Source organism: Trichodesmium erythraeum IMS101 (assembly GCF_000014265.1).
Taxonomy (GTDB): Bacteria; Cyanobacteriota; Cyanobacteriia; order Cyanobacteriales; family Microcoleaceae; genus Trichodesmium; species Trichodesmium erythraeum.
Window position 1 is genome coordinate 7,403,602 of sequence record NC_008312.1, and the last position, 22,298, is coordinate 7,425,899.

At 33.8% G+C, this 22,298-nt stretch carries 16 protein-coding genes and 6 pseudogenes; 14 read left to right on the plus strand and 8 right to left on the minus strand.

Features of this window, described 5'->3' with window-relative positions; translation table 11 throughout:
• Positions 1-457: 457 nt before the first annotated feature.
• Positions 458-628 (minus strand): hypothetical protein, encoded by a 171-nt coding sequence (locus tag TERY_RS35525; protein ID WP_196797151.1) that lies wholly within the window; start codon positions 626-628, stop codon positions 458-460.
• Positions 629-2,652: 2,024 nt separating this feature from the next.
• On the minus strand, positions 2,653-3,837 hold the full coding sequence (locus TERY_RS23240; RefSeq protein WP_011614076.1) for an NAD(P)H-quinone oxidoreductase subunit H: 1,185 nt from the start codon (positions 3,835-3,837) through the stop codon (positions 2,653-2,655).
• A gap of 696 nt (positions 3,838-4,533) precedes the next feature.
• Between TERY_RS23240 and rsmH the strand changes: the two genes are divergently transcribed.
• The 3 genes from rsmH (at position 4,534) to TERY_RS23255 (ending at position 8,116) form a co-directional block, all read left to right on the plus strand.
• Positions 4,534-5,385 carry a 16S rRNA (cytosine(1402)-N(4))-methyltransferase RsmH gene (rsmH, locus tag TERY_RS23245; RefSeq protein ID WP_011614077.1) on the plus strand — a complete coding sequence of 284 codons (852 nt, stop codon included), beginning with the start codon at positions 4,534-4,536 and terminating at the stop codon, positions 5,383-5,385.
• Positions 5,386-6,027: 642 nt separating this feature from the next.
• A complete protein-coding gene (locus TERY_RS23250; RefSeq protein WP_011614078.1) occupies positions 6,028-7,689 on the plus strand; it encodes a SpoIIE family protein phosphatase in 1,662 nt (553 codons plus the stop codon).
• Between the two features lie 4 nt (positions 7,690-7,693).
• Positions 7,694-8,116: an ATP-binding protein gene (locus tag TERY_RS23255; RefSeq protein ID WP_011614079.1), complete on the plus strand. Its 423-nt coding sequence runs from the start codon at positions 7,694-7,696 to the stop codon at positions 8,114-8,116.
• A gap of 490 nt (positions 8,117-8,606) precedes the next feature.
• Here TERY_RS23255 and TERY_RS35530 read toward each other — a convergent pair whose 3' ends face one another.
• The 3 genes from TERY_RS35530 to TERY_RS35540 form a co-directional block, all read right to left on the minus strand.
• The gene (locus TERY_RS35530) at positions 8,607-8,795 is read right to left on the minus strand and encodes a transposase (protein WP_196797152.1); all 189 of its coding nucleotides are present in this window, start codon (positions 8,793-8,795) and stop codon (positions 8,607-8,609) included.
• 65 nt (positions 8,796-8,860) lie between these two features.
• Positions 8,861-9,082, minus strand: coding sequence for a hypothetical protein (locus TERY_RS35535; RefSeq protein ID WP_196797153.1), 222 nt, complete (start codon positions 9,080-9,082; stop codon positions 8,861-8,863).
• 286 nt (positions 9,083-9,368) lie between these two features.
• Complete coding sequence (locus TERY_RS35540) at positions 9,369-9,521, minus strand: hypothetical protein (protein ID WP_196797154.1); 153 nt, start codon at positions 9,519-9,521, stop codon at positions 9,369-9,371.
• 634 nt (positions 9,522-10,155) lie between these two features.
• On the opposite strand from TERY_RS35540, the gene queG reads away from it, so the two are divergent.
• Complete coding sequence (gene queG, locus TERY_RS23270; protein ID WP_011614080.1) at positions 10,156-11,082, plus strand: tRNA epoxyqueuosine(34) reductase QueG; 927 nt, start codon at positions 10,156-10,158, stop codon at positions 11,080-11,082.
• A gap of 828 nt (positions 11,083-11,910) precedes the next feature.
• Here queG and TERY_RS37810 read toward each other — a convergent pair.
• Positions 11,911-12,145, minus strand: a pseudogene (locus TERY_RS37810) (IS1 family transposase); the annotation flags it as partial.
• Between the two features lie 362 nt (positions 12,146-12,507).
• Here TERY_RS37810 and TERY_RS37815 point away from each other — a divergent pair.
• From TERY_RS37815 to TERY_RS35550, 4 genes are all read left to right on the plus strand, one after another.
• Complete coding sequence (locus tag TERY_RS37815) at positions 12,508-12,660, plus strand: helix-turn-helix domain-containing protein (RefSeq protein ID WP_370497323.1); 153 nt, start codon at positions 12,508-12,510, stop codon at positions 12,658-12,660.
• Between the two features lie 278 nt (positions 12,661-12,938).
• On the plus strand, positions 12,939-13,157 hold the full coding sequence (locus TERY_RS31565; RefSeq protein ID WP_370497325.1) for a transposase family protein: 219 nt from the start codon (positions 12,939-12,941) through the stop codon (positions 13,155-13,157).
• A gap of 919 nt (positions 13,158-14,076) precedes the next feature.
• On the plus strand, positions 14,077-14,448 hold the full coding sequence (locus TERY_RS37820; protein WP_011614081.1) for a transposase family protein: 372 nt from the start codon (positions 14,077-14,079) through the stop codon (positions 14,446-14,448).
• A 251-nt stretch (positions 14,449-14,699) separates the two neighbouring features.
• Entirely contained in the window at positions 14,700-14,930 is a 231-nt protein-coding gene (locus TERY_RS35550; RefSeq protein ID WP_052845865.1) for a transposase family protein, read from the plus strand.
• A gap of 117 nt (positions 14,931-15,047) precedes the next feature.
• Here TERY_RS35550 and TERY_RS31580 read toward each other — a convergent pair.
• Together TERY_RS31580 and TERY_RS29180 are read right to left on the minus strand one after the other, a co-directional pair.
• Positions 15,048-16,028, minus strand: a pseudogene (locus TERY_RS31580) (transposase).
• Positions 16,029-16,804: 776 nt separating this feature from the next.
• Positions 16,805-16,975 (minus strand): annotated as a pseudogene (locus tag TERY_RS29180) (transposase domain-containing protein); the annotation flags it as partial.
• A gap of 211 nt (positions 16,976-17,186) precedes the next feature.
• On the opposite strand from TERY_RS29180, the gene lpxD reads away from it, so the two are divergent.
• The 6 genes and pseudogenes from lpxD to TERY_RS34045 form a co-directional block, all read left to right on the plus strand.
• Positions 17,187-18,224 (plus strand): UDP-3-O-(3-hydroxymyristoyl)glucosamine N-acyltransferase, encoded by a 1,038-nt coding sequence (gene lpxD, locus TERY_RS23300; protein ID WP_011614083.1) that lies wholly within the window; start codon positions 17,187-17,189, stop codon positions 18,222-18,224.
• Between the two features lie 519 nt (positions 18,225-18,743).
• Complete coding sequence (locus TERY_RS25965; RefSeq protein ID WP_011614084.1) at positions 18,744-18,989, plus strand: transposase family protein; 246 nt, start codon at positions 18,744-18,746, stop codon at positions 18,987-18,989.
• On the plus strand, positions 18,967-19,350 hold the full coding sequence (locus tag TERY_RS31585; RefSeq protein ID WP_370496203.1) for a transposase family protein: 384 nt from the start codon (positions 18,967-18,969) through the stop codon (positions 19,348-19,350). The genes TERY_RS25965 and TERY_RS31585 overlap by 23 nt, the downstream gene beginning before the upstream one ends.
• 565 nt (positions 19,351-19,915) lie before the next feature.
• Positions 19,916-20,335: pseudogene (locus TERY_RS37825) on the plus strand (IS1 family transposase); the annotation flags it as partial.
• Between the two features lie 90 nt (positions 20,336-20,425).
• Positions 20,426-21,695: pseudogene (locus tag TERY_RS23320) on the plus strand (IS701 family transposase).
• Between the two features lie 45 nt (positions 21,696-21,740).
• Positions 21,741-22,022 (plus strand): annotated as a pseudogene (locus TERY_RS34045) (IS1 family transposase); the annotation flags it as partial.
• Positions 22,023-22,298 lie beyond the last annotated feature (276 nt).

Here is a 22,298-nt window from a genome sequence, read left to right on the forward strand (position 1 = left end):
CTCTGACTCTCTCCATTTTCTTTCAGCAAAAAAAAATTCTTACAGAAGAAGAGTCTATTTCTATTATCCCAATAATATTAAGAGAAATATTTGTAACTTGATAAATTTTAAAATTTTCTATGCGAGATAAAAAAAAGCAATACTAAAATCTACTATTCCTTGCCCTACTCCACAGACCAAATTTCGGACTGGCACATTAATAGTAAAATTAAATCAAGATAATAAGCTTTTATTTACCCCCTATTCCACCTGTTCAATAAACCTCATATAAATATTATAATCAACATTAAATTTACCACAAATCCTCTGCATTTTTTTTGAATGCTGAACAAAATCTATCATTCCTATATTTAATCTCAAGTTTATTGATAATACTTAAGTCTGTGTAGGAAAATTTTTATATTTCTTCTTTTACTTCCTATTCTCTGGTTATTAGACGTCAAAAATTCAACATTATTTATCTTATTTTTGGATCTACTGCTTGAGATTTTTGCGCAGGCAAAATTTTTTCTAGTTGCTTATAATCAATTTCTGTTTTATTAAAAAATTTTACCAAATGTTTAGAAGTAAAATAATCTTTGGAAATTATTGTATTGGAAATTATTGTATTTGCAAAATTTTCATTCAATAAAATCCTACTTTTAACTTTTGAATTTCTAAATTAGTATTACATTCTGGAATCTCCTCAGAATTAAGTACTTGTTTTTGACTTTTAACTTCTGTAAAATAAGATCATTATTATGCCACTTACTGCAGACGTTCTTCAGGATCAAATGCCATACCTTTAAGAATAGCTTCTTAAAAACAATCACTAATTTTCCGATTAAATTTTGTGGCGAGTTAAAAGCCATTCTCGCTCCCTATTCAGGTTATGGAATAGGAATTTCAGCAGTTATTAAATAATCAAGATTTACTGCTAAAGAATAAACATCAGTAAATTCTCCCAGCTTTGCCTTTTTCCCATATTCTTCAATGGCATAAAAGTCATTTTCATCAGCATGAGTTTCAATTAGAAAAATATTTTAAATAAACTTACAAGCAATTTAAAAATTAATCAAAAAAATTGGGTAATTATTGTTAATATTATAGGCAATAAGATTTGGTAGTTTAACATTATTATTGCATCAGAATTTACAGTTAAAATTAAAGCTTTTTCTACTGTACAGAATGTAAATTAATTATCAAAATTCTGATAGTTTACGATTTATTTTAGTGACTTTTCTCAATTTTATACCGCCACATATTTAATGAAAATGCAGTAATATTTTTACTTATAAAAAAACTTTTTGTGCACACACAATATTTGTATGTTTACAAAAAGTAAGTTTTAAAGCTTCATATCGAAAATACAGCTAATTTTTTCTCTAGTAATTTAATTTTTCTCTAGGAATTTCTGAGATTTTTGTATTTAAAAATATTATATTTTAGAGTTTTAATAACTATTAGCTAAACTTTATTTTTTTGAGTAATATAAGTCATACTATAGCTAACCTTACCTAACTTTTTTTTGAATAATGTAGTAATCTTTATAAAGTTTTTTTTATCGTAGCTATGCCATAGCTTTTAGCGAAGTTATAAGTTATTTTTGTAACGGGGATGAGTGAGCAAACTTCCCAAAAATCTTGAGCCTTAAAAGGCGGTATTTTAGACCCAATGATTTTGATAATTATTAATAAATAAATATTTATTATATTATGATACAATCTTATTAAATATCAATTGTCATGGATTAATATGATACTTAGTTGATATTAATTAATCAAAATATCAATATAGGCTAAATAACTTTTTTTGATAACTATTAGCCAGTAGACCGTTAATTATTCTTATGTTGTACAGACCTTCCGTGCAATGTCTCTACTATACAGACTTTTCATTAAACTTCTCTAATTCTCCATGGCCGGGCTTAGGGGTAGGTCCTTTACTATGGGGAAATGTACAAAAGTTTTTGAGAAATGGTTAATGATATTGGTCTAGTAGTTACTATTACTGGCTCAAACATTTTCCCTATTCTTAAATATAGTCCGTACTGCTAATTTACTTCTGACTTCTGACTTAAGCAAGCAAGCGATCGCCCTTATCTCTCCAACAAAAAAAGCCAAAAGCAAAAGGTTAATAAATCTTTCTGACTTTTGGTTTTTGATAACATTTTTTTATTGATATCCTCCCTAGGCATTAAGCACAGAGGAGAGTTTTTGGGAGCCAAAACTCTGGTTGATGTTTTAGTTATATAAAGCTACACGCTCCACAGGCTAATGCTTTTCATCTCGGTAGGGCAAAACTTGACTCTAGTTTTACTCTTGTCCAGTAAGTCTGTTTTCTACCTCAGACTACCCGCCCGTGACTAATTAATTTTTTACATAATTAAAACATATTTATTAAAAAAACAACTAAAAAATTCTTTCCTTATGGGGGAGGCTTTAAGCACAATTTTTTTGCAAGCATTCAGCTTTCAGTCAGTTTTTAAACATATTCAAGCAACTACTAAGATTAGCCGATGACTAATTTCATTAATTCTCCACAGAGACTAATTTCTGCTTCCTTTGATGTTAATAACTCATAAGCTAGTAAAGTTACTATTTAGGAAGCATACTGAATGCTGAATGCTTACTTTTGTGACTTTTAAATTTTACCTTTTAACAATTGATCTTACTATCGATCCACAGACCCCATAATAATGTCAATACTACCTAAAATAGCCACAAGATCCGCCACTTTCGCACCCTGCAAAATATGAGGAAAAATCTGCAAATTTACGAAATCTGCCGCCCGAATCTTAAAACGCCAAGGAAAAATATTATTATCACCAATAATATAAATTCCAATCTCTCCCTTACCACTTTCAATGCGAACATAATGCTCACCTTTAGGAATCTTAAAAGTCGGAGGAATTTTTTTACCTAAAAATTGGTAATCAAAATCATTCCACTCGGACTTAGGCCCCTCAGCCATCCGTTTAGCTTCCAGATTTTCATAAGGCCCACCAGGAAGTCCTTTAATAGCTTGACGAATAATATTAACCGACTCTCGCATTTCTCGAATCCGCACGAGATATCGCGCCAAACAATCTCCATCTTTTTCCCAGTGAACTTCCCAGTCAAAATCGTCATAACACTCATAATGGTCAACCTTCCGTAAATCCCACTTTACCCCAGAAGCTCGCAACATAGGTCCAGAAAGTCCCCAGTTAATCGCCTCTTCCCGACTAATTACACCTAATCCCATAATTCGGCGACGGAAAATTGGGTTATTAGTAATCAGACGTTCATACTCATCAACCTTGGGTAAAAAATAATCACAAAAATCTTCGCACTTATCCACCCAACCATAAGGCAAATCAGCAGCTACCCCACCAATACGGAAATAATTATTGTTTACCATTCGATAACCTGTAGCAGCTTCCCACAAGTCATAAATCATTTCCCTTTCTCGGAAGATGTAGAAGAAAGGAGTTTGGGCCCCGACATCCGCCAGGAATGGGCCAAGCCATAACAAGTGATTAGCAATCCGGTTTAGTTCCAGCATAATTACCCGGATATAACTAGCCCTTTTAGGAACTGCTATGTCGGCCAGTTGTTCCGGAGCATTTACTGTTACGGCCTCATTAAACATTCCCGCAGCATAATCCCAACGACTAACGTAAGGAACAAACATTGTATTAGTGCGGTTTTCCGCAATCTTTTCCATGCCCCTGTGTAAGTAACCAATTACAGGTTCACAGTCAATTACATCTTCTCCATCTAAAGTAACAATCAACCTTAATACCCCATGCATTGAGGGATGATGAGGCCCCATGTTAATGACCATGGGCTCGGTTCTAGTTTGAATTTGGCTCATCTTGACTATTCTCCTAATGAGTAATATTTAATGTTTCTTTCCAATTATTTGGCCTGAGTTTTTTGAGGCTAAATGCTATTATGTTTTGTGAGGAGCAATAGTTAACTAAAAACCTTAATAAATATTTTTGAATTTTTTGAAAATTACTGATATGTAATTATAATTATATAATTTTAAAAAGGTATCCTTGAAAATTTGGTCAATTCCTTGACAAAAGCTAAAAAGTTAAGTGTCAAATTGTACAGTTAATAACTTTTTTAACAAGGGAACACTCCAGCCCAAGGAAGGAAGAACTAAAATCTATCAAAATAGATGGCTGATTGTAAGTTAAGCGACATAAAAAAACAGACTCCGTTGTTGTTACAGTGCAGGGAGCGCTCAGGTAATATGATCCAAACTATCAAGCCTTATATGTTTTGTCGCCAAATAGCAAGACAATATCTGCAATTATCCTCACTTTAATCGGTGATGTTATACAGATAAGGTTCATAGTTTTCAACAAGTTAAATGTAGCACCTTGCTTCAGTGTCCGTTTTTTTCTATGACTGCCCGTCTGGGACTAACTAACTAATAAATTAGTAACATATATATATTAAAAAAACAACTAAAAAGTTGCCCGATAGGCAGGGGAGGCTTTAAACCCAATCTTTTGGTAAATACTTCAATTTTGACTTTTGCCCTTTGAGTAATGACATTATGAACCATATACCAGTTCTAAGTAGTGAGTTGATTTCTGGTTTAGTAATCCGTCCTAGAGGTCTCTACTTAGATGCTACATTGGGATTTGGTGGCCATACTAAGTTAATTCTAGCTGCTGCCCCAGAGGTGAAAGTAGTAGCTATTGACCAAGATAAACAAGCGCTCGACTCTTCTCAAACTTTACTGGCCTCTTACAACTCTAACATTCAATTCTGCCACAGTAATTTTGCTGATTATGATCCCCAAAATCTCAAATTTGATGGCATATTAGCAGACTTAGGTATAAATTCTGTACAGTTGGATACTCCAGAACGAGGTTTTAGTTTCCGGCATCAAGGTAAATTAGATATGCGCATGAATCAGCAACAAACTATCACAGCAGCCAAAATAATTAATCATTGGGAAGAAGTCAAGTTGGCAAATATTTTTTATACCTATGGAGAAGAACGTCTGTCCCGGCGCATTGCCAGGAAAATAATAGAAAGTCGTCCTCTGGAAACAACAACTGAGTTGGCCGAAGTGGTTGCCAACTGTGTACCTTACAAATACCGTTATGGTAGAATACACCCAGCTACTCGTGTTTTTCAAGCTCTCAGAATAGAAGTAAATCAGGAACTTTCTCGTCTAGAAACTTTCCTCAAGAATGCTCCTCACTGGCTAAAAATTGGGGGTAGAATAGGAATTATTAGTTTTCATAGTTTAGAGGATCGTTTGGTCAAACATAGCCTGAGAAATGCTTCTATTTTAAAGGTATTGACAAAAAAACCCATACAACCTCAAGATAATGAAGTGGCAATAAATCCACGGGCTCGTTCTGCGAAACTAAGATTGGCAGAAAAGTTAAGCTAAATGGTACATATAGGGCAAGTAAGCTGTTGGCTATAATTCTTTGTTATAATCTACAAGCGTCAATAATTATCTGTATTGATGGTACTTGGATTTAAAAGATAACTCACTTACACTTAGACACCATAATGAGGATGGCTAATATAAGAAAAGATTAACTGTACAAATTTACTACTTTTGGGCTCGTAACTATAGTTGGATAGCAATAGAAAGCTATTATTTATGTGTCTGGCATGATTGCTAATAACAAGCTATCTCTTTAGCAGGATTTATAATATTATATTCCCAAGAGATATAAACTAACTACAAATCTAATCAAAACCCTAGAAATTGAAAATATAGTTACCCTAATTAGGTGGCAGTAATCTCATTCTTTAGCTATAGCTTGGTATCAATTCAAGACAGATAAGGGCTCTATAGATAGGGATTTATTAAAAATTAACCTCCATAATAGCTCGGGTTCTCAAAGAAGCCTTAAATTTAGTTGGTAATGACGAGAAAAAGTAAAGGCAAAATTTATGAAAGTTTACTTCTACATTATTATTATGTAGATATGACTAAGCTGAAATATTTGACTATGAAATACTCTAATGGCAAAAATGAGAGTGCAATATCTAAAAATTTGTCTAGGAGCCAAGATATAGCATGAGTTTGGGAGATAGGAAACTGAAATTGCTGGTTGTTGATGACGAACCAGATAATTTAGATTTGTTGTACAGGACGTTTAGGCGAGATTTTAAAGTATATAAGGCAGATAGTGCCTTCACTGCAATGGATGTTTTAAAAGCGGAAGGAGAAATGGCACTTATTATCTCTGACCAAAGAATGCCAGAAATGAATGGTACAGAGTTTTTAGGGAGAACCTTTGAAATATTTCCAGATACAGTGAGAATTCTACTTACAGGCTATACAGATGTAGAAGATTTAGTAGAAGCAATTAACTCAGGCAAAGTATTTAAGTATATCACAAAACCATGGACTCCAGAAGAACTAAAATTAGTAGTTCAACAAGCTTCAGAAACCTACAAAGTGCTGAAGCAAAGAACTAAGACTTTGACTCTGGCTCTGCGACGAGAATCTATTTTGAATGAGGTAATGAGTGTGATTAGAGAATCATTGGATTACTCTGATATGTTATCGACAATAGTTAAAACAGTAGGACAAACTTTTACAGCAACAGAAGGAATCTTATGGCCAGTAGCAGGCGATCGCTTAATATCTAAGCCTGTTTCTTATCAAAGCTCTGAAAATACCGAGAAAAACTTTCCCATCACTGAAGAATTGTTATTGCAAGTAGTAAAAAGTCGTCAAACCTACTTTGAAGAAGGTTCAAATAAAAATAGTTGCAAATTAATAGTCCCTCTGATTTACCAGCAAGATTTACTGGCAGTTTTAGCCCTTAATCAACAAAACAGTAGTAATTTCTGGTCTGATGAAGATATAAAGTTTATAGAAAGTGTGTTAGAGCAAGGAGCTTTAGCATTGTCCCAAGCTAAACTATATCAGCGTACTAGGGAATTGGCTGAACAAATGCGTAATGAGCTAGAAGTAGCTCGTCAAATACAAAGCAACTTATTGCGTCAAAGTTGGCCAGATTTTGATAAGTTCAGGATACAGGCTTGTTGCTATCCAGCTAGAGAAGTAGGAGGTGATTTTTTTGAAGTTTATACTCACCCTCAAGGGGAAATATGGTTAGCATTGGGAGATGTTTCGGGTAAGGGAGTACCTGCTGCGTTATTCATGGCTAGTGCTATTTCTTTGATGCGACGAGAACTTTCTCAAGAAAATTCCCCAGAACCCTACGAAGTTATGCACAATCTTAACAGTAGTCTTTCAGACGATCTGATTAGCAGTAATTGCTTCATTACAATGGTTTTGGCTCGTTATACACCAGAAAATGGCTCATTAGCCTATGCTAATGCTGGCCATATATATCCCTTGGTATGGTCTAAAAACCCATTGGTAAATACTGGAAACAAAGGTTCTGAGCAAGTACCAAATTTCCTTAAAGATCGTGGTATTCCTTTAGGAATATTGCCAATATGGAGAGGCAAAGCAGGTACTATAGAGTTAGATTCAGGAGATGTATTCCTTTTGACTAGTGATGGCATCACTGAAGCTACGGTAGTTCAAAAGGCTACTGATAGTGGGGAAGTAAGTCGTGTAATGTTGCAACAAGAAGGTTTATGGAAACTTCTCAAGGAACATAAAAGCCAACTAGACCTGAATAGTTTATTGGCTTATATCCGAACTGATAATCAGGTTCAGGAAGATGACCAAACTATACTATCTCTGGAGGTTCTGTGAATTTATGAAAACTGAGCTTCAGGTGCCAAGTGATATAAATTTTTTGACTATTGTTGAAAATTGGTTATTAAGTAGTTTAGAAATAGAGCTAGGAAAACATATTGATTGGCCTCGTCAATCTAACCGTTTGCGTTTAGTATTGGCGGAGGCTTATTCCAATGTGATTCGTCATGCTCATAAAGACAAGCCACACTTACCTGTACTAATACGCTTAGAAATAAAAAACAATGATATTGCTTTAGAAATTTGGGACTATGGTCAAGGTTACCATACAGAGGATTATAACCCACCCACACCAGATGCTAAACAAGAAAGTGGTTATGGATGGTTAATTATGAATAGACTCATGGATAATGTAGAATATAGATTGCAAATAGATGGTAGAAACTGTTTAAAGTTGGAGGCAAGCATACCAGAAGACATTTAATAGGAGATTGGCCTGAAGTTTTAAAAATCTCTTGTAAGTGGAAAACTATCTCACTCAATGTAAGGGCTTCAGCCATTTATCTAAACATAGATTCCGATTTATAAATTCTCTATAAAATCTACCAGGGCAGATGTTTAAAGTCGAAAGAGTTAATGAAAATAATTGTATCCCCAATGTACACATAGTTTTACTAGTGCAGGATGGCAGAAATAAGTGACCAGTAGAAGCGATGTATTCTTCCTGAGATAGAATACTCAGAAGTGTGATCGCCCTCGTAAAATAAATAGTCAATAGCCAAGCTAAAAATGATCGGCATAGAGTTTGATGCTTGAGCCAGTATGAGCATAAATCTGAATCTGGTTAATCATCCTCGCTCAAACCCCTGAAATTTCCAGCAACAAGGTCTGGCTAGAGTACAGTTGAAATAGTCAATAAAATTTAGTATCTTCTACTTGAGCTCTGAGGTGGAAGAGAAACTACTACGTCGGAGTCAACCCCCGGCCCAAATAGAGAACCAACACTCAATTTGATTCAGCCAAGAAGTATGTTTAGGGATATAAACAAAGCGAATCCGGTGAGACTCCTCAGACAAAAAAGCAGCACGAGTTACTATAGAGTCTCGAATACCTGATTTCTGTTTTACCCCCAAATCAGTCTGAATACCACAACATTGAGCCACTTGACGGACTAATCATTCAGATTTATGAGTATTGAGTTGCTCTAATCCGAAAAATTCATCCTCCATCAGAATTCAGTATGGATAGTCTGTTCAATGTGTTGCAGAAAATCAACTTCTCTGGGGGTGGCCTTAATTGAAGGGGTAATGATTTGTCTTTTGGCTATGTGCCAGTTGGCCAGTAGACATTGAGTGCCTAGGGGAATGTACTCAAACTCATTGCGTTCGACTTGTCCTGGCTCTATTGGTTGAGTGGGGCCAATTCTCTCATTAGCTGGGATACTCGTCATTTTATCGGTACTAATCAGATGAATTCCTTTTTCGAGTAATTCTTGGTCCGACAGATATCACTTACAGATAGATTGAACCTGGTCGCGAAAAGCTACTGGGTCAGAGGGATTAGAGTTTAACCAGTAACGATGACCATGAGGTTGTAGAGTCTCTTCCTTTTAAAAAACGCCCCACACTACGGGGTGAAATCTTCTCCACAATCCTTCTATCTATGGTTTTTTCTGCTAGCTCCCTTGGAGTCTAATGACTCACTGGTCTTTGAGATTGTTTTGGGTCTTCACTGGCCTATGCTAAGATTTGGACCACTTGCTCCACGGAGAAAAATTTGGTTGTTCCTGGTCGGGGAGCATCACTGAGAATGTCTTCTGTCAGTGTCCTTAACTTCTTGTCGCTCACCTGTTGAGTTTCAGCAATTGCCAGTTGTTCAGAAGCCTCCAACGACCTTTTTCGCTACTGCCTCACTTGCCTTCTATGTAGTTTGTAGTTGTTCACTTATCGTTCTAATTTTGGTTCCAGAGGCCGCAGCTAGGATGAGTTTTACTCTTCTGACCAGGGGATAGGAATTGGTGGTCTGACTGGCTAGAACTTGCAGCAGGTTTTTCTGTCTAGGCGACAGGATTATGGATTGAGCTTTGGGGATAGGCATTCATTCATGGGGTTGACTAGGCTGATTGATTGGGCTTGCACAAATTCTAGTTGACTTCATAAATCACTTTTTTTAGTGGTCACTTTTTGGGGCTGGCCTCTCCGATGCGATCGCACCTCTGAGTATTCTATCTCAGGAAGAAGACATTGCTTCTACTGGTCACTTATTTCTGCCATCCTGCACTAGGAATAAAACTTCTTTAGATTCTCTTAATACATAAGCTTATAGCTGATGTATTAAGATAGGATCGGATTAAATAATAGGGCTTTCAAAAGCATTTTGATCAAGTCTTGATTTTTTTGCCATCATAATGAAAATACTTTTATCACATCAATTACTCCCAATTCCCAATTTGTTAAAATATTTCCACAGTTAGGTCTCATGTAAGAAACCAGTTAAGTATTTGTAGTAATTTTTAGCAGATAAATGAAATTATATATTAGTAGTAGTCAAATCAAACAAAAAGCGCTAGAAGTTGGATTTCATAAGGTTGGAATAACTTCAGCTAACAAATTGAGCTCAGAAATAAATAGATTACAAAGTTGGTTGAATAAGGGTTATCAGGCAGATTTAGAATGGATGGCTAACCCTAAAAGACAGGATTTGAAGAAGGTGATGCCAGAGGTAAAGTCTGTTATTTGTGTGGCACTCAACTATTATACCCCACATAAACATTCTGAAAGTAGTGAGATTGGTAAAATTTCTCGTTATGGGTGGGGTAGAGATTATCATAAAGTAATGCACAAAAAGTTAAAATCTCTGGTAAACTGGCTGCAAGAGCAAGATCAAGAGATTTTAACTCGCTATTATGTAGATACTGGTCCTATTATGGAAAAACCATTAGCGGAGCAAGCTGGTGTGGGTTGGATAGCAAAAAATGGTAATCTAATTACTAGAGAATATGGTTCATGGGTGTTTTTGGGCGAAGTGCTAACGAACCTAGAGTTGACAAATGATCGCCCCCATACTGAACATTGTGGTAGTTGTACTCGTTGTCTTGAAGCTTGTCCTACTAATGCAATTGTAGAATCTTTTGTTATTGATGCCAATCTTTGTATTGCTTATCATACAATTGAAAATAGAAATCCAAAACTCCCTGTACATATTAAGTCAAATTTAAAAGGATGGGTTGCAGGTTGTGATATTTGTCAAGATGTTTGTCCTTGGAATCAAAGATTTGCTCAAGAGACAAATATTGATGAGTTTCAACCTTACCCTAATAATTTAGTACCTAAGTTAACAAAACTAGCAGAGATATCACAGGAAGATTGGAATAAGCAGTTTCCCGCCTCTGCATTGCGACGTATTAAGCCAGAAATGCTGCAACGAAATGCTCGTGCTAATCTTGAATAAATATTACATTAAGTATCTACTCCAATTATTTTGGATTTATATTTGATCGGATATACTCCCAAAAAACTGCAATCACTCATAATAGAATTAAGTACAAATTAACAATTGTATTTTAATCATTATTAAAATAATTATTTTTGATTGTGATGGTAGATTAGTAGATACTTTTGAGATGATTTTTGCTATCACAAATCGTTGCTCAGTTGAATTTAGTTATAATCTAAATAATATTATAAAGAATAAATCACATAAATTTAAAAGTTAAGCCCCCAGTAATTAATAAAGCAGTCAAGAATATCTATTTTTAAGGTACCTTTTTAACTGAGAATAATGAGAAGAGAGCTTCAAAAATAAATTAATAATGTAGGACTATCTGCTGGGATTTAATAAGTTTTGTTAGCCTTGAAACTTCAACAATATAAAATAGGAATAATACAATTTATAAAAAAACTTTTCTACTTGGTACTTTGAGTAAGCTCCGGTGAAGGGGTAGTAGGTAGGGAGGTTACCTGAAATGTTCCTACAACATTTATAAAATTAACATTAACAAGAATCAACTAAGCAAAAAATTTTTTCTCTTTGTCCTAATTACTTAATAATTGAAGTCTTAGACCATTTTTTTAAACACGTTTCTAAATTTTATTGAGTAGGAAAGTAGGGAAGTAGGGTAGTAGAGTAGAAATAAACATAATAATTAACATTAACTTAGCTCAAGAGAGTAAAAAAGTTATTTTTTTATATTAATTATTTAATAACTGAAGTTTGACAAAAAGTTACCGTTACTTTATGGGAATTGGTATTATCTAAGTAGAATTAGCAGGTAGTGCGTCAGTAAAGTGTGGGATAAGTAATTAAGTCTTTCCAACTCCAAAGAGCGATCGCGTTCCTCAGCTCTTTGCGCAGCAGTATTTTCTTTGCGACTATGAACCCAAATCCAATTAAATTAGTCCCTTGCCAACCTTACTGTTACCTCAGTTTGTTGCCAGAGCTTGCCAAATTTATTCTCTCGGCGATGCTATCGACCGAGCTGCTGTCTGATAATTCCATTTGTGCGTTCCAATTGCAGGGCAATGGTTTTTACGAATAATTTGTTCTATTACAGGGCAATACTCGTTCATACCCTCCTCAATAGATATCTCCAAAATAGAAAATAAGGTAAAATTATTAAAACTATTTATGTATACAGTCTCCCAAATGAATCCAACTTTAGAAAATATTTATAATCATCCAAAAGAAACAAAAAAAATTATTGGTATTACTTATAAAAAGCTAATAAAATTAATAGAAAATGCCCCAACAATAGAATCATAAAAAAAGTCGGCGATCGCCAAAACAGAAAAAAGATTAATTAAAGCAGGTGGAGTCAGAAAAAAGAATTTAACAAAGGAAGAAGAAATAATTTTAAAATTATTTTATTTACATCAAATACCAAGTTTTCAAACATTAGGAATTAACTTTGGTATAAGTGAATCAAGTGCTAATAATATTTTTCATTACTGGATAGATATTTTCAGAGAATTACTGCCAGCAAGTTTATTAGAACAAGTAAAAAAAAAGAAAATGAATAGGAATGAGTAAAGGAGATATTAACAGAATTAAAATTAATTGTAGATAATACAGAACAAGGTATAGAAAGACCAAGTGAATATAAAAACTAAGAAAAATATCAAATATGAAAAAAGAAAAATCATACTTTTAAAAATCAAATAATAACGATACCAAAAGGAATAGAAATAGTGGATTTAATAGTAGGATAAAAATGTCCAGTAAGTGATATAAAAATATTAAGAAAATAACTGGATAAATTTGATAAAAAACAAAAATTTTAAGGAGATAAAGCGGATGAATGAGTAGGAATAACTACTACACAAAAAAAGAAACCAATAAAAAAAGAAATGCCACCAAAAATCAAAGAAGAAAATCAAGAAAAAGCCAAAAAAAGAATATTTTTAGAACATGTAATAAGATTAATTAAAATATTTAGACTTCCTCGAAAAAGATTCAGACTAAAAAATAATAATTATCAAAAAGTAATTTTAAAAATATGTAGTTTAGTGCGACTAATAATTGGCTAGTTTATTTTAGTAAAAAGTATCAAAAACAAAGAAAAGTTATACTTTTAAAAATCAAATAATAACGATACCAAAAGGAACATAAATAGTGGATGTAATAGTAGGATAAAAAGGTCCAGTAAGTGATCTAAAAATATTAAGAAAACAACTGGATAAATTTGATAAAAAACAAAAATTTTAAGGAGATAAAGCTGATGAAGGAGTAGGAAGAACTACTACACAAAAAAAGAAACCAATAAAAAAAGAAATGACACCAGAAATCAAAGAAGAAAATCAAGAAAAAGTAAAAAAAAAGAAGATTTGTAGAACATGTAATAAAATTAATTAAAATATTTAGACTTCCTCGAAAAAGATTCAGACTAAAAAATAATAATTATCAAAAAGTAATTTTAAAAATATGTAGTTTAGTGCGACTAAGAATTGGATAATTTATTTTAGTAAAAATCATCAAAAACTGAGATAAAAATAATAAATCAAAGTCTAATAAATATTTGAATTAGTAACACGAAGTATCTCTGATACCCATAAAACTGTACAAATTAACTATCTTCAAGGTGAGCTAACGCTCCACTAAAAATAGTTAGTATAAGCGTTTGAGTATTTTTGGAGATGTCTAATCATCAGTTAGCCATTTTTTACAGCTAGTTTTCCCTTCTGTGTTGATGAGCAATTCCTCAATGAACTGGTCAGTATGTTTACTGACTCTAGCACTCAGAATTAATCCACTGGATGAAGCCTAGGGGCTTGCCAACCCAAGAATACCCTTATCTCAATTCCTGATACTGGCACTGTTTTTGTTTTTTTGGACGAATGAGCAAAACTCATCACTGCTGATTTGTGAGGTATTGATATTCTGGATATGAGCATTAGACTTGTCGCTTTATAAGGTAAAGTAAGAAAGTAGGGTATTTAAAATGGGACAATGTTAGACATCAATCGGGTGCTAAAAGAAGACCGTCTATTAAGAGCATTGACTGGGCTAAACCGTAAAGCATTCGATGAATTATTACAAGCTTTTTGTGCCAAACTAAACTCGGAAGCGATCGCTACAATGCAAAAACCTCGACTACGAGAGATAGAAGGAGGGCGAAAAGCCCAATTGTTAGAGCCTAAAGACAAGCTATTTTTTATATTATTCTACAATAAAAGCTACCCTACCTTTGATGTGGCCGGATTATTGTTTGACCTACACCGCAGTCGAACACACCGTTGGATGTTAAGGCTACAACTACTGCAGGAGTTGGCATTAGGCCGGAAGATGGCCTTGCCAGAACGTAAATTAGAGAGTAATTAGCAGTTCATAACTATGTTGACCTGTGTCAAAGAAGTGATAATTGATGGGACAGAGCGACCTATTCAAGGTCTAATAGAGCAACAGAAACAGAAAGATAATTACTCAGGTAAAAAAAAGCGCCACACTTCTTAACTTCTCTACCTTACAGATCGGGAGCGGCGAGTCCTAGTGCTATCAAAAGCAAGAGAGGGTAAGGTTAATGACAAACGGCAGTTGGATGAAGAGAAATTAGCAGATTTTTCCCGGATGAAGTGATAATTCATGTAGATTTAGACTTTCACGGGTTACAGAAGGAATTTGTCAACATAAAAATTCCCAAGAAAAAGCCGAAAGCAAAAGAATTGACAGAGCAAGACAAACAACTAAATAGAGAAAAAAGTAGTGTCCGCGTCAAATGTGAACACTTCATCAGGACTTACGCAAAGACACCATATATAGCGCATGACAATTTTGACGAACTTCACTATATTCACGTGCGTTAGCGGAGCTTTGCGTTAGCAATCGCCTAACTATTTTTATTCAAAAACCAATAGTAATTCAAGTCAAATAACCTTCATTTTAATTGAAGGATGTTTCAATTGATCGGTTAGATATTTTGATCAATTACCGTGCTTAACTTGATAAATACTTTTGCCTATTTTAGAAGCAAATCTTTTTAAGAAGTTCCACACGCTCCATTGCACAAGCAATATGATTCTTTTGAATTATTCGCAGACGACACTGACAAAATTCTAAACCTGTTAATTGCTTAATTTATCTGTGAAATTCTTCGACTTTCCATCAAGTTTGAGATTCAAACTCGATATCATAAGAGTGATGATTGAGTTAAGTCATTAGTGACGATATATTCTGTTCTGTTAGCAGATACACCATTACCAAAATATTTTCACCTTTTTGCAGAGTGGAAACCCTTTAATTTTAATTATTTTTCCTGATTTTTTTTCAGCTTCATTCCAATTTAAATCTTGAACTTTTTTGTATTTTTCGATCGCGACCTGTATCATCAACGCGCGCGATTACTTTTTAAAGGACAATAATAATTTTTTCTATCATTATCTATTAATCCCATTAATCTTTGTGTTGCATACCAACTATCCATTAATACTGTTTTAAATGGTATTTTCTTATTATTTATAGCATTAAGCATCATTTCTTCAACACTCTTCTATTTTTGTTTTCTTATCAGTATCTGGGTCATAAATCCTATAATCTATAATCCATAATTGTTCATTCCTCGATTAAAATATATACAATTAACTATTCCAAGACCCATGAACAACTTGATGAACCTATACCACTATATTGTCGTCGTGCAATCTCAATCTTATACCCATACTTTTTACTAATTACTGTGTCATCAAAAAATAAATAAGCTTCGGTATCACCAAACAAACTCTTCTTTTTCATGTGCGAAGCAAACATTTCGCCATAAATCTTCTGAGTTTAAAAACTCTGTTCTTAAATAGCGATTTATTTGATCATGGCTAATATTTTCACTCTGGATTTGCTAGGTTTTTCATTGTAAAATTTGTGTGAGACTTAAGTAAATATTGACGAGTTACAACAAAATTAAAATTTATATTTTTAACTAGAATAATCATGTCATTATTATCTAATAATCAAACATTTTTAGCAAATAAATTTAATATTTTGTAACCTTATTTTAATGGATGTTAAAAGTAATATTTATCCGAAAAAAACTAATTATAGTATTGACAATTTTATTTTGACAGTACGCTATATGTAGCGTACCTGCGTAAGTCCTGTTCATATCAGGGGTAAAGAGATACAACGCAGTGAAAGCATAATCACAAATCACATTAAAGATTTAGACGATCGCTTGATGTTAACTGCCGTAGGACTCTGGAATTTCTATCTAATGGCAGCATAAGTGGATGGGTAAAACCAGAATCTTGTTTTGCAATTTTACAGGATTTTATTTAGCGACAAGTCTATTATGTATGAATCATTTTTCCTTTTTCAGAGGCAGCTCTCACTAAACTAAGCTACCGTATTATAGGCTAAATTCACTGTTCGACTAATCCCTCTTAAAATACTGCCCTCAACGTTAGCCTCTAGAACCATGAGCATTTGTTCAGGTTAAATTGTTCTACAATAGTAGAGAGTGTCAAAAGTATCGGTGAAAGTTTATAGGCATTCAGGACAATAATATCGTTGACAACATTACTAGTCTTTCCATGTTTATGAGTTTTCTGATGGGCAAATAGAGGACATTCCATAATAATAGAAAGTATTTAAGGACAACGATTATATTACCATTCCCACACTTTCGCACAGGCACTACCGAATAATGAAGTGTTTAAATGATTCGTTGAATCTTTATTGTTAAGCAATATCCATCTATGAGGTTTTTCACTACATCCCTCATGGAGTCTGATGACCAAAAGCTAAATGCTATAACCAGTCTTACTACTAATTTGGTTCGTAAAGATCGTCTACGTTCCTCAGTAGTTTGAGTTTTGGCAATCGCCTCTTTTCTTGCCATAGTAGAAATTGCCCTTTCTATTGTCTTCAGCACTTTACGAACCTTATATTATGATACATCAACCAGAAATGCTTCAGATTCGCCACACTTGATTCCTTTTTTGGGAACAATACCTAATTTACATGATTTTCAGCCTTAACTGAACCGTATTGACTTATAAACTTGGGTTGATTTTTTTTGGGGAAAATGGTATAAAGCCAAAAGTATTTGTGAGGAGTGAGGGATTCTAATTATGAAATTTAGCAAACTTGCAAGTAAACTTGGTTCTGAGACGATCACCTGTAGTCTGGAAAAAATAAATCATCTCGATCCAGATATCCAAGGTGTAGCTGCAATAGATGAGGCAAAACCAGGTACTCTTAGTTATATTGAGGGTGCAAAATTTGCTAATTATTTGAAAACGACAAATGCTAGCGCTTTAATTTTACCAATGGATGAAACTCTACAAAAATTGGCAGGTGAGCGTGGTATTGGGTGGTTATCTAGTAAGGAGCCGAGATTATTATTTGCTCAGGCGATCGCTCTTTTTTATCGACCTTTTCAACCTACTCCTGAAATTCATGCTACTTCTATAGTTCATCCCACAGCAAAAGTTGGTAAAAATGTTTATCTTGGCGCTCATGTTGTGGTTGAAGCAGGGGTAAAAATTGGTGATAATGTTTGTATTTATCCGAATGTGGTGATTTACCCAAATGTGGAAATAGGAGAAAACACTATTTTAAATGCTAACTGTTCGATTCACGAACGGAGTCAGATAGGTAAAGGTTGTGTAATTCATAGTGGAGCAGTTATTGGGGGAGAGGGCTTTGGTTTTGTGCCGACTCCCGAAGGTTGGTTTAAGATGGAACAGTCTGGCAAGGTTATTTTAGAGGATGGGGTGGAAGTTGGAGGTAATACTACTATTGATAGACCTGCAGTGGGAGAAACTAGAATTGGTAAAAATACAAAGTTAGATAATTTAGTACAAATTGGTCATGGTTGTAAAATTGGTAAAAATTGTGCTTTGGCTGCTCAAGTTGGTTTAGCTGGTGGGGTGAAACTTGGGGATAATGTGATTTTAGCAGGTCAGGTAGGAGTTGCTAATCAGGCAAAAATAGGAGATAGGGCAATCGCTACTGCTCAAGCGGGTGTTCATAATGATGTTGCTGCGGGAGAGATTGTTTCTAGTAGTCCAGCGGTTCCTAATAAGATTTATTTGAAAGCTTCTGCTATTTATAAGCGTTTGCCAGAAATTTATCAATTCGTCAAACAGATGAAAAGAAAATTATAAGCATTTAGCCGTCAGCTAGCCTATTTCAGTTTAAAAGGGTAGCCCTAAAGGTTTGAACATACGGGAATATAGTCACTGGCAAATATTACTTTCCGAAATACAGATATTGCAAGTCTTCCTAGCTACTGAAGTTTGGTCTCCGATATTTGTATCGGCTGCACATAGAATTTACAGTAATTCATATGAGAAGTGACAGTCTTTTACCTCACGGAGTGAGAAGGATCTTGAAACCATTTAGAGATAGTGGTTATCCAGATATTCACTCTGTACAAAATTGACGTTTTTTTTTAATAGACATCTCCAAAATAAAAATTAAGGTAAAATTCTAGTGATAAATTATATATACGCTGTCCCCAAATAGACCTCTCCAAAATAGAAATTAAGGTAAAATTGTAGTGCCCAATTATATATATGCTGTCCCCAAATGAATAATGTATTAGAATATATTTATAATCATCCATCCATATACAAAAAGGATTATTGGTATTACAGATAAACAACTAATAAAATTAATAGAAAATGCTCAAAAAGTTGAAGACAAAAAAAGACAGGCGATCAAACAAAGAAGAAAAAAGATTAATTAAGGCAGGAGGAGTCAGAAAAAAGTCTTTAGGCAAGGCGGAAGAGATAATTTTGACATTATATTATTTGCATCATGTACCAACATTTCAACTGCTAGGAGCAATATTTGGAGTTAGTGAATCAACAGCAAATAATATTTTTCAGGCTTTGGAGCGATATTTTGAGGGAATTATTACCATCTAGTTTACTAGAGGAATTCTCGGGAAAAGAAAACGAATATTTATGGATAAAAGAAGCTTTGACAGAAATAGAATTGATAGTTGATAGTACAGAACAGGATATATTCAGGCCAAAAAATGATGAAAAGCAGAAAAAATATTACTCAGAAAAGCAAAAAAGTCATAGGTTAAAAAATCAAATAATAATAACAGATAATGGAAAAGAAATAGTTGATGTAATAGTAGGAGAAAGAGGTCCAGAGAGTGATATAATTTTATTCAAAAAACAACAAAAAAAGTTTGATAAAGAACAAAGATTTCAAGGAGATAAAGGTTATCAAGGTGGGGAAAGAATTGACACGCCAAAGAAAAAAAATAAACCATAAAATGTCATACAAAGTAAATAAAGAGAATCAAAAAAAAGCTCAAAAAAGAATATTTGTAGAACATGTAATAAGACTGATAAAAATATTGAAAGTGGCACGAGAAAGATTCAGATTAAAAGAGAGTAATTATGAAAAAGTAATTTTAACAATATGTGGTTTAGTGAGATTAAGAGATTAAGCACTAATGTTAACATAAATCCTAACTTTAGGTCTAGTAAAAAGCAAGAAATAATTACATAAAAATGCTAAATAATTAACAATAACTATCTGTAATACTATAAATATCATAAAAAATGACTATCTAGAGGAGCTGGCGATCGCTCCCTCAAAGATAGTTACAGTAAGGGGTGGTCCTGTATATGTAGTGATAAGCCAATATAAATGATTAGTTATTGACATCAATCTTGAAAACATTAAGTTTTTTATGCTTAATAATTCAAAATTTTTATCTAGGCGATCGCTACATAATAATCAGTCATTAAACTATCAAGAATTAAACTCAACTATCATGAAAAAAGTATGCTATTATCTATGACAGTAATAAGAAAAAATCTATATAATTCAGATGTCCATTCATAAATTAATCTGTCCTAGTTGTGGCAGTAATCATATTGTCAAAAATGGGACTATTCACAACAAAAAACAAAAATATCAATGTCAAAATTGTCAGAGACAATTTGTCGAAAATAGTCAAAGAGATTATATTAGTAATGAAACCAAAGAACTTATTGATAAATTAAAATAGAGAAAAAATTAGTTTAGCTGGTATAACCCGTGTAACAGGCGTGTCAGAAAAATGGCTCCAGAATTACGTCAATAATAAGTATGCTGAGGTTTCACGCTCTATTAAATGTACTAAAAAAAAACAGGTAAACTCACCATTCAATGTGATGAAATGTGGTCATTTGTAGGCAATAAAAATAATAAACAATGGCTGTGGTTAGCGATTGATATAGAAACTAAAGAAATTGTGGGTTTTTACTTAGCGGGACTTTAGTGAAAAAATAGTAAAAAAAAGGGTATAATGTATACCTGATATGTATTTTACGTTAATTACTGGCCTGGGAAAAGTTTGATGAAAGAAACAACTTCAGTGGCCATGCCCTCTTGTTTCCATCGATGGTGCGATCGCTTTAACAATGTCTTTAAAACAAAAGCCCAAAAAACAGGGTTTAGGGAATATATAGGAGGATTACTCTTGAGAAAGCGATCGAAAAAACTTGTCTCAAATTGCCAACAACACTGTAGGTCACACGTACCACAAATTACGGCATTTTCTAGTTCGAGCAAATTGGTCTGTAGATGCTGTGAATGAGCGTCGTCTTCAAGTAATGTGGGAACGTCGCCAAACAAAACCTTCTCGATCCTATTGCTTTAATTATAGACGATTCAGGCCACAGAAAAAGTGGTAATTTTACTGCAGGAGTAGGGCGGCAATATATAGGAGAAATAGGAAAAACAGATAATGGTGTAGTCGTGGTGACAACTCATCTTTATGATGGAGTTAAAAGTCTACCTTTAGACATAGCTTTGTATCAGAAAGCTGATTCTTTTCCAAAAGGAAAAAAAGACCCAGAATTTGTCAAGAAACCAGACGAGTGCAATGTCTCTAGTAGATCAATGTTTGTCCAGAGGACACCAACCAGAAATTGTGTTAATTGAAATTTGGCTATGGTAACAATACATCATTCTTAAATCAACTAGAGAAAAGAAGTTTAACTTATATAGGAGGATTAGCTAAAAATCGAAAAGTCATCATTAAAAAACAAGATGACATTAAAGAGGAAATTAGATTAGACAAGCTGGCAGAAAGTATACCTCAGAAAGCTTTCAACTTAGTTCAACTAAGTACAAAAAATGCTAGAGAAGTTTGGGTAGCTACATTAGAAGTAGAAATATCTAGGATGTCAGGTCAAAAAACTATAGCTATCGTTATGAATGCTAAAAGTTTTTCTGAGGCCACTGATATTAACTATTATATCACTAATAGAGAAGACAAATATGTAACTCCTGAGTGGATATATTCTACTTATTCTCAAAGAAATTGGGTGGAAGTTTTCTACAGGGAAGCCAAAGGATGGTTAGGATTAAGAGAATATCAAGTCAGAGATAAAATCAGCCTTAAAAGGCATTTTATTTTAGTATTTTGTGCTTATACATTTATTATCTGGCATCAGTTAACAGGAGGTATAAGAAGGCGTTGGGCTAACAAACCATTAAATACGTTTACTGATACTTTAGAAGCATTTCGTACCGCAATATCTTATCGTTTTGTTGAGTGGTTAGATGAAAACATCGACGTATTTACCGCTCATAAAGAGAGTTTAGGGTTTGTTTGGGCTTGAAATTTGCTAAAGTCCCGTTAGGGGAAAGAGGAGAAAAAGGGGCAGCATAGATTATGGAATTCTAACCCACGGTGTCTTAAGGCCGTGTGCAGTTTGTTATACAGATTTTTGGTCAGCTTACGAGCTTGTCTTTCCTGAAGAGAGACATAAATCAGTGGGGAATATTCAGGTTTAACAGCTTATATAGAAAGATTGAATAATACTTTGCGTCAAAGAATTTCTCGGTTGGTCAGAAAGACTTTATCCTTTTCTAAAAAGCTTCGGTCCCATCTAGGAGCTATTTGGTATTTCATTAATCATTATAATGAAGCGATCGCTTCACTGTAATTTTATCACTACATATACAGGACTACCCAGTAAGGGAAGTGATAATTTTTGGAGATGTCTAATGAATAATGTATTAGAATAGACATCTCCAAAAATTAACAAAGCCTTTCCTTGACTTGATCTTAGCCTAGTTGCCATATCAAGCATCTTTGGTCCTAAAATACGCAATCATAAATCTTTGAGATATTTTCTCTTACTAATTCAACATTTATTTCCCCCCATTTTCACTTTATTCTCTTAATTTATTATCTTCTTTTTATACTAATATTAATGCTC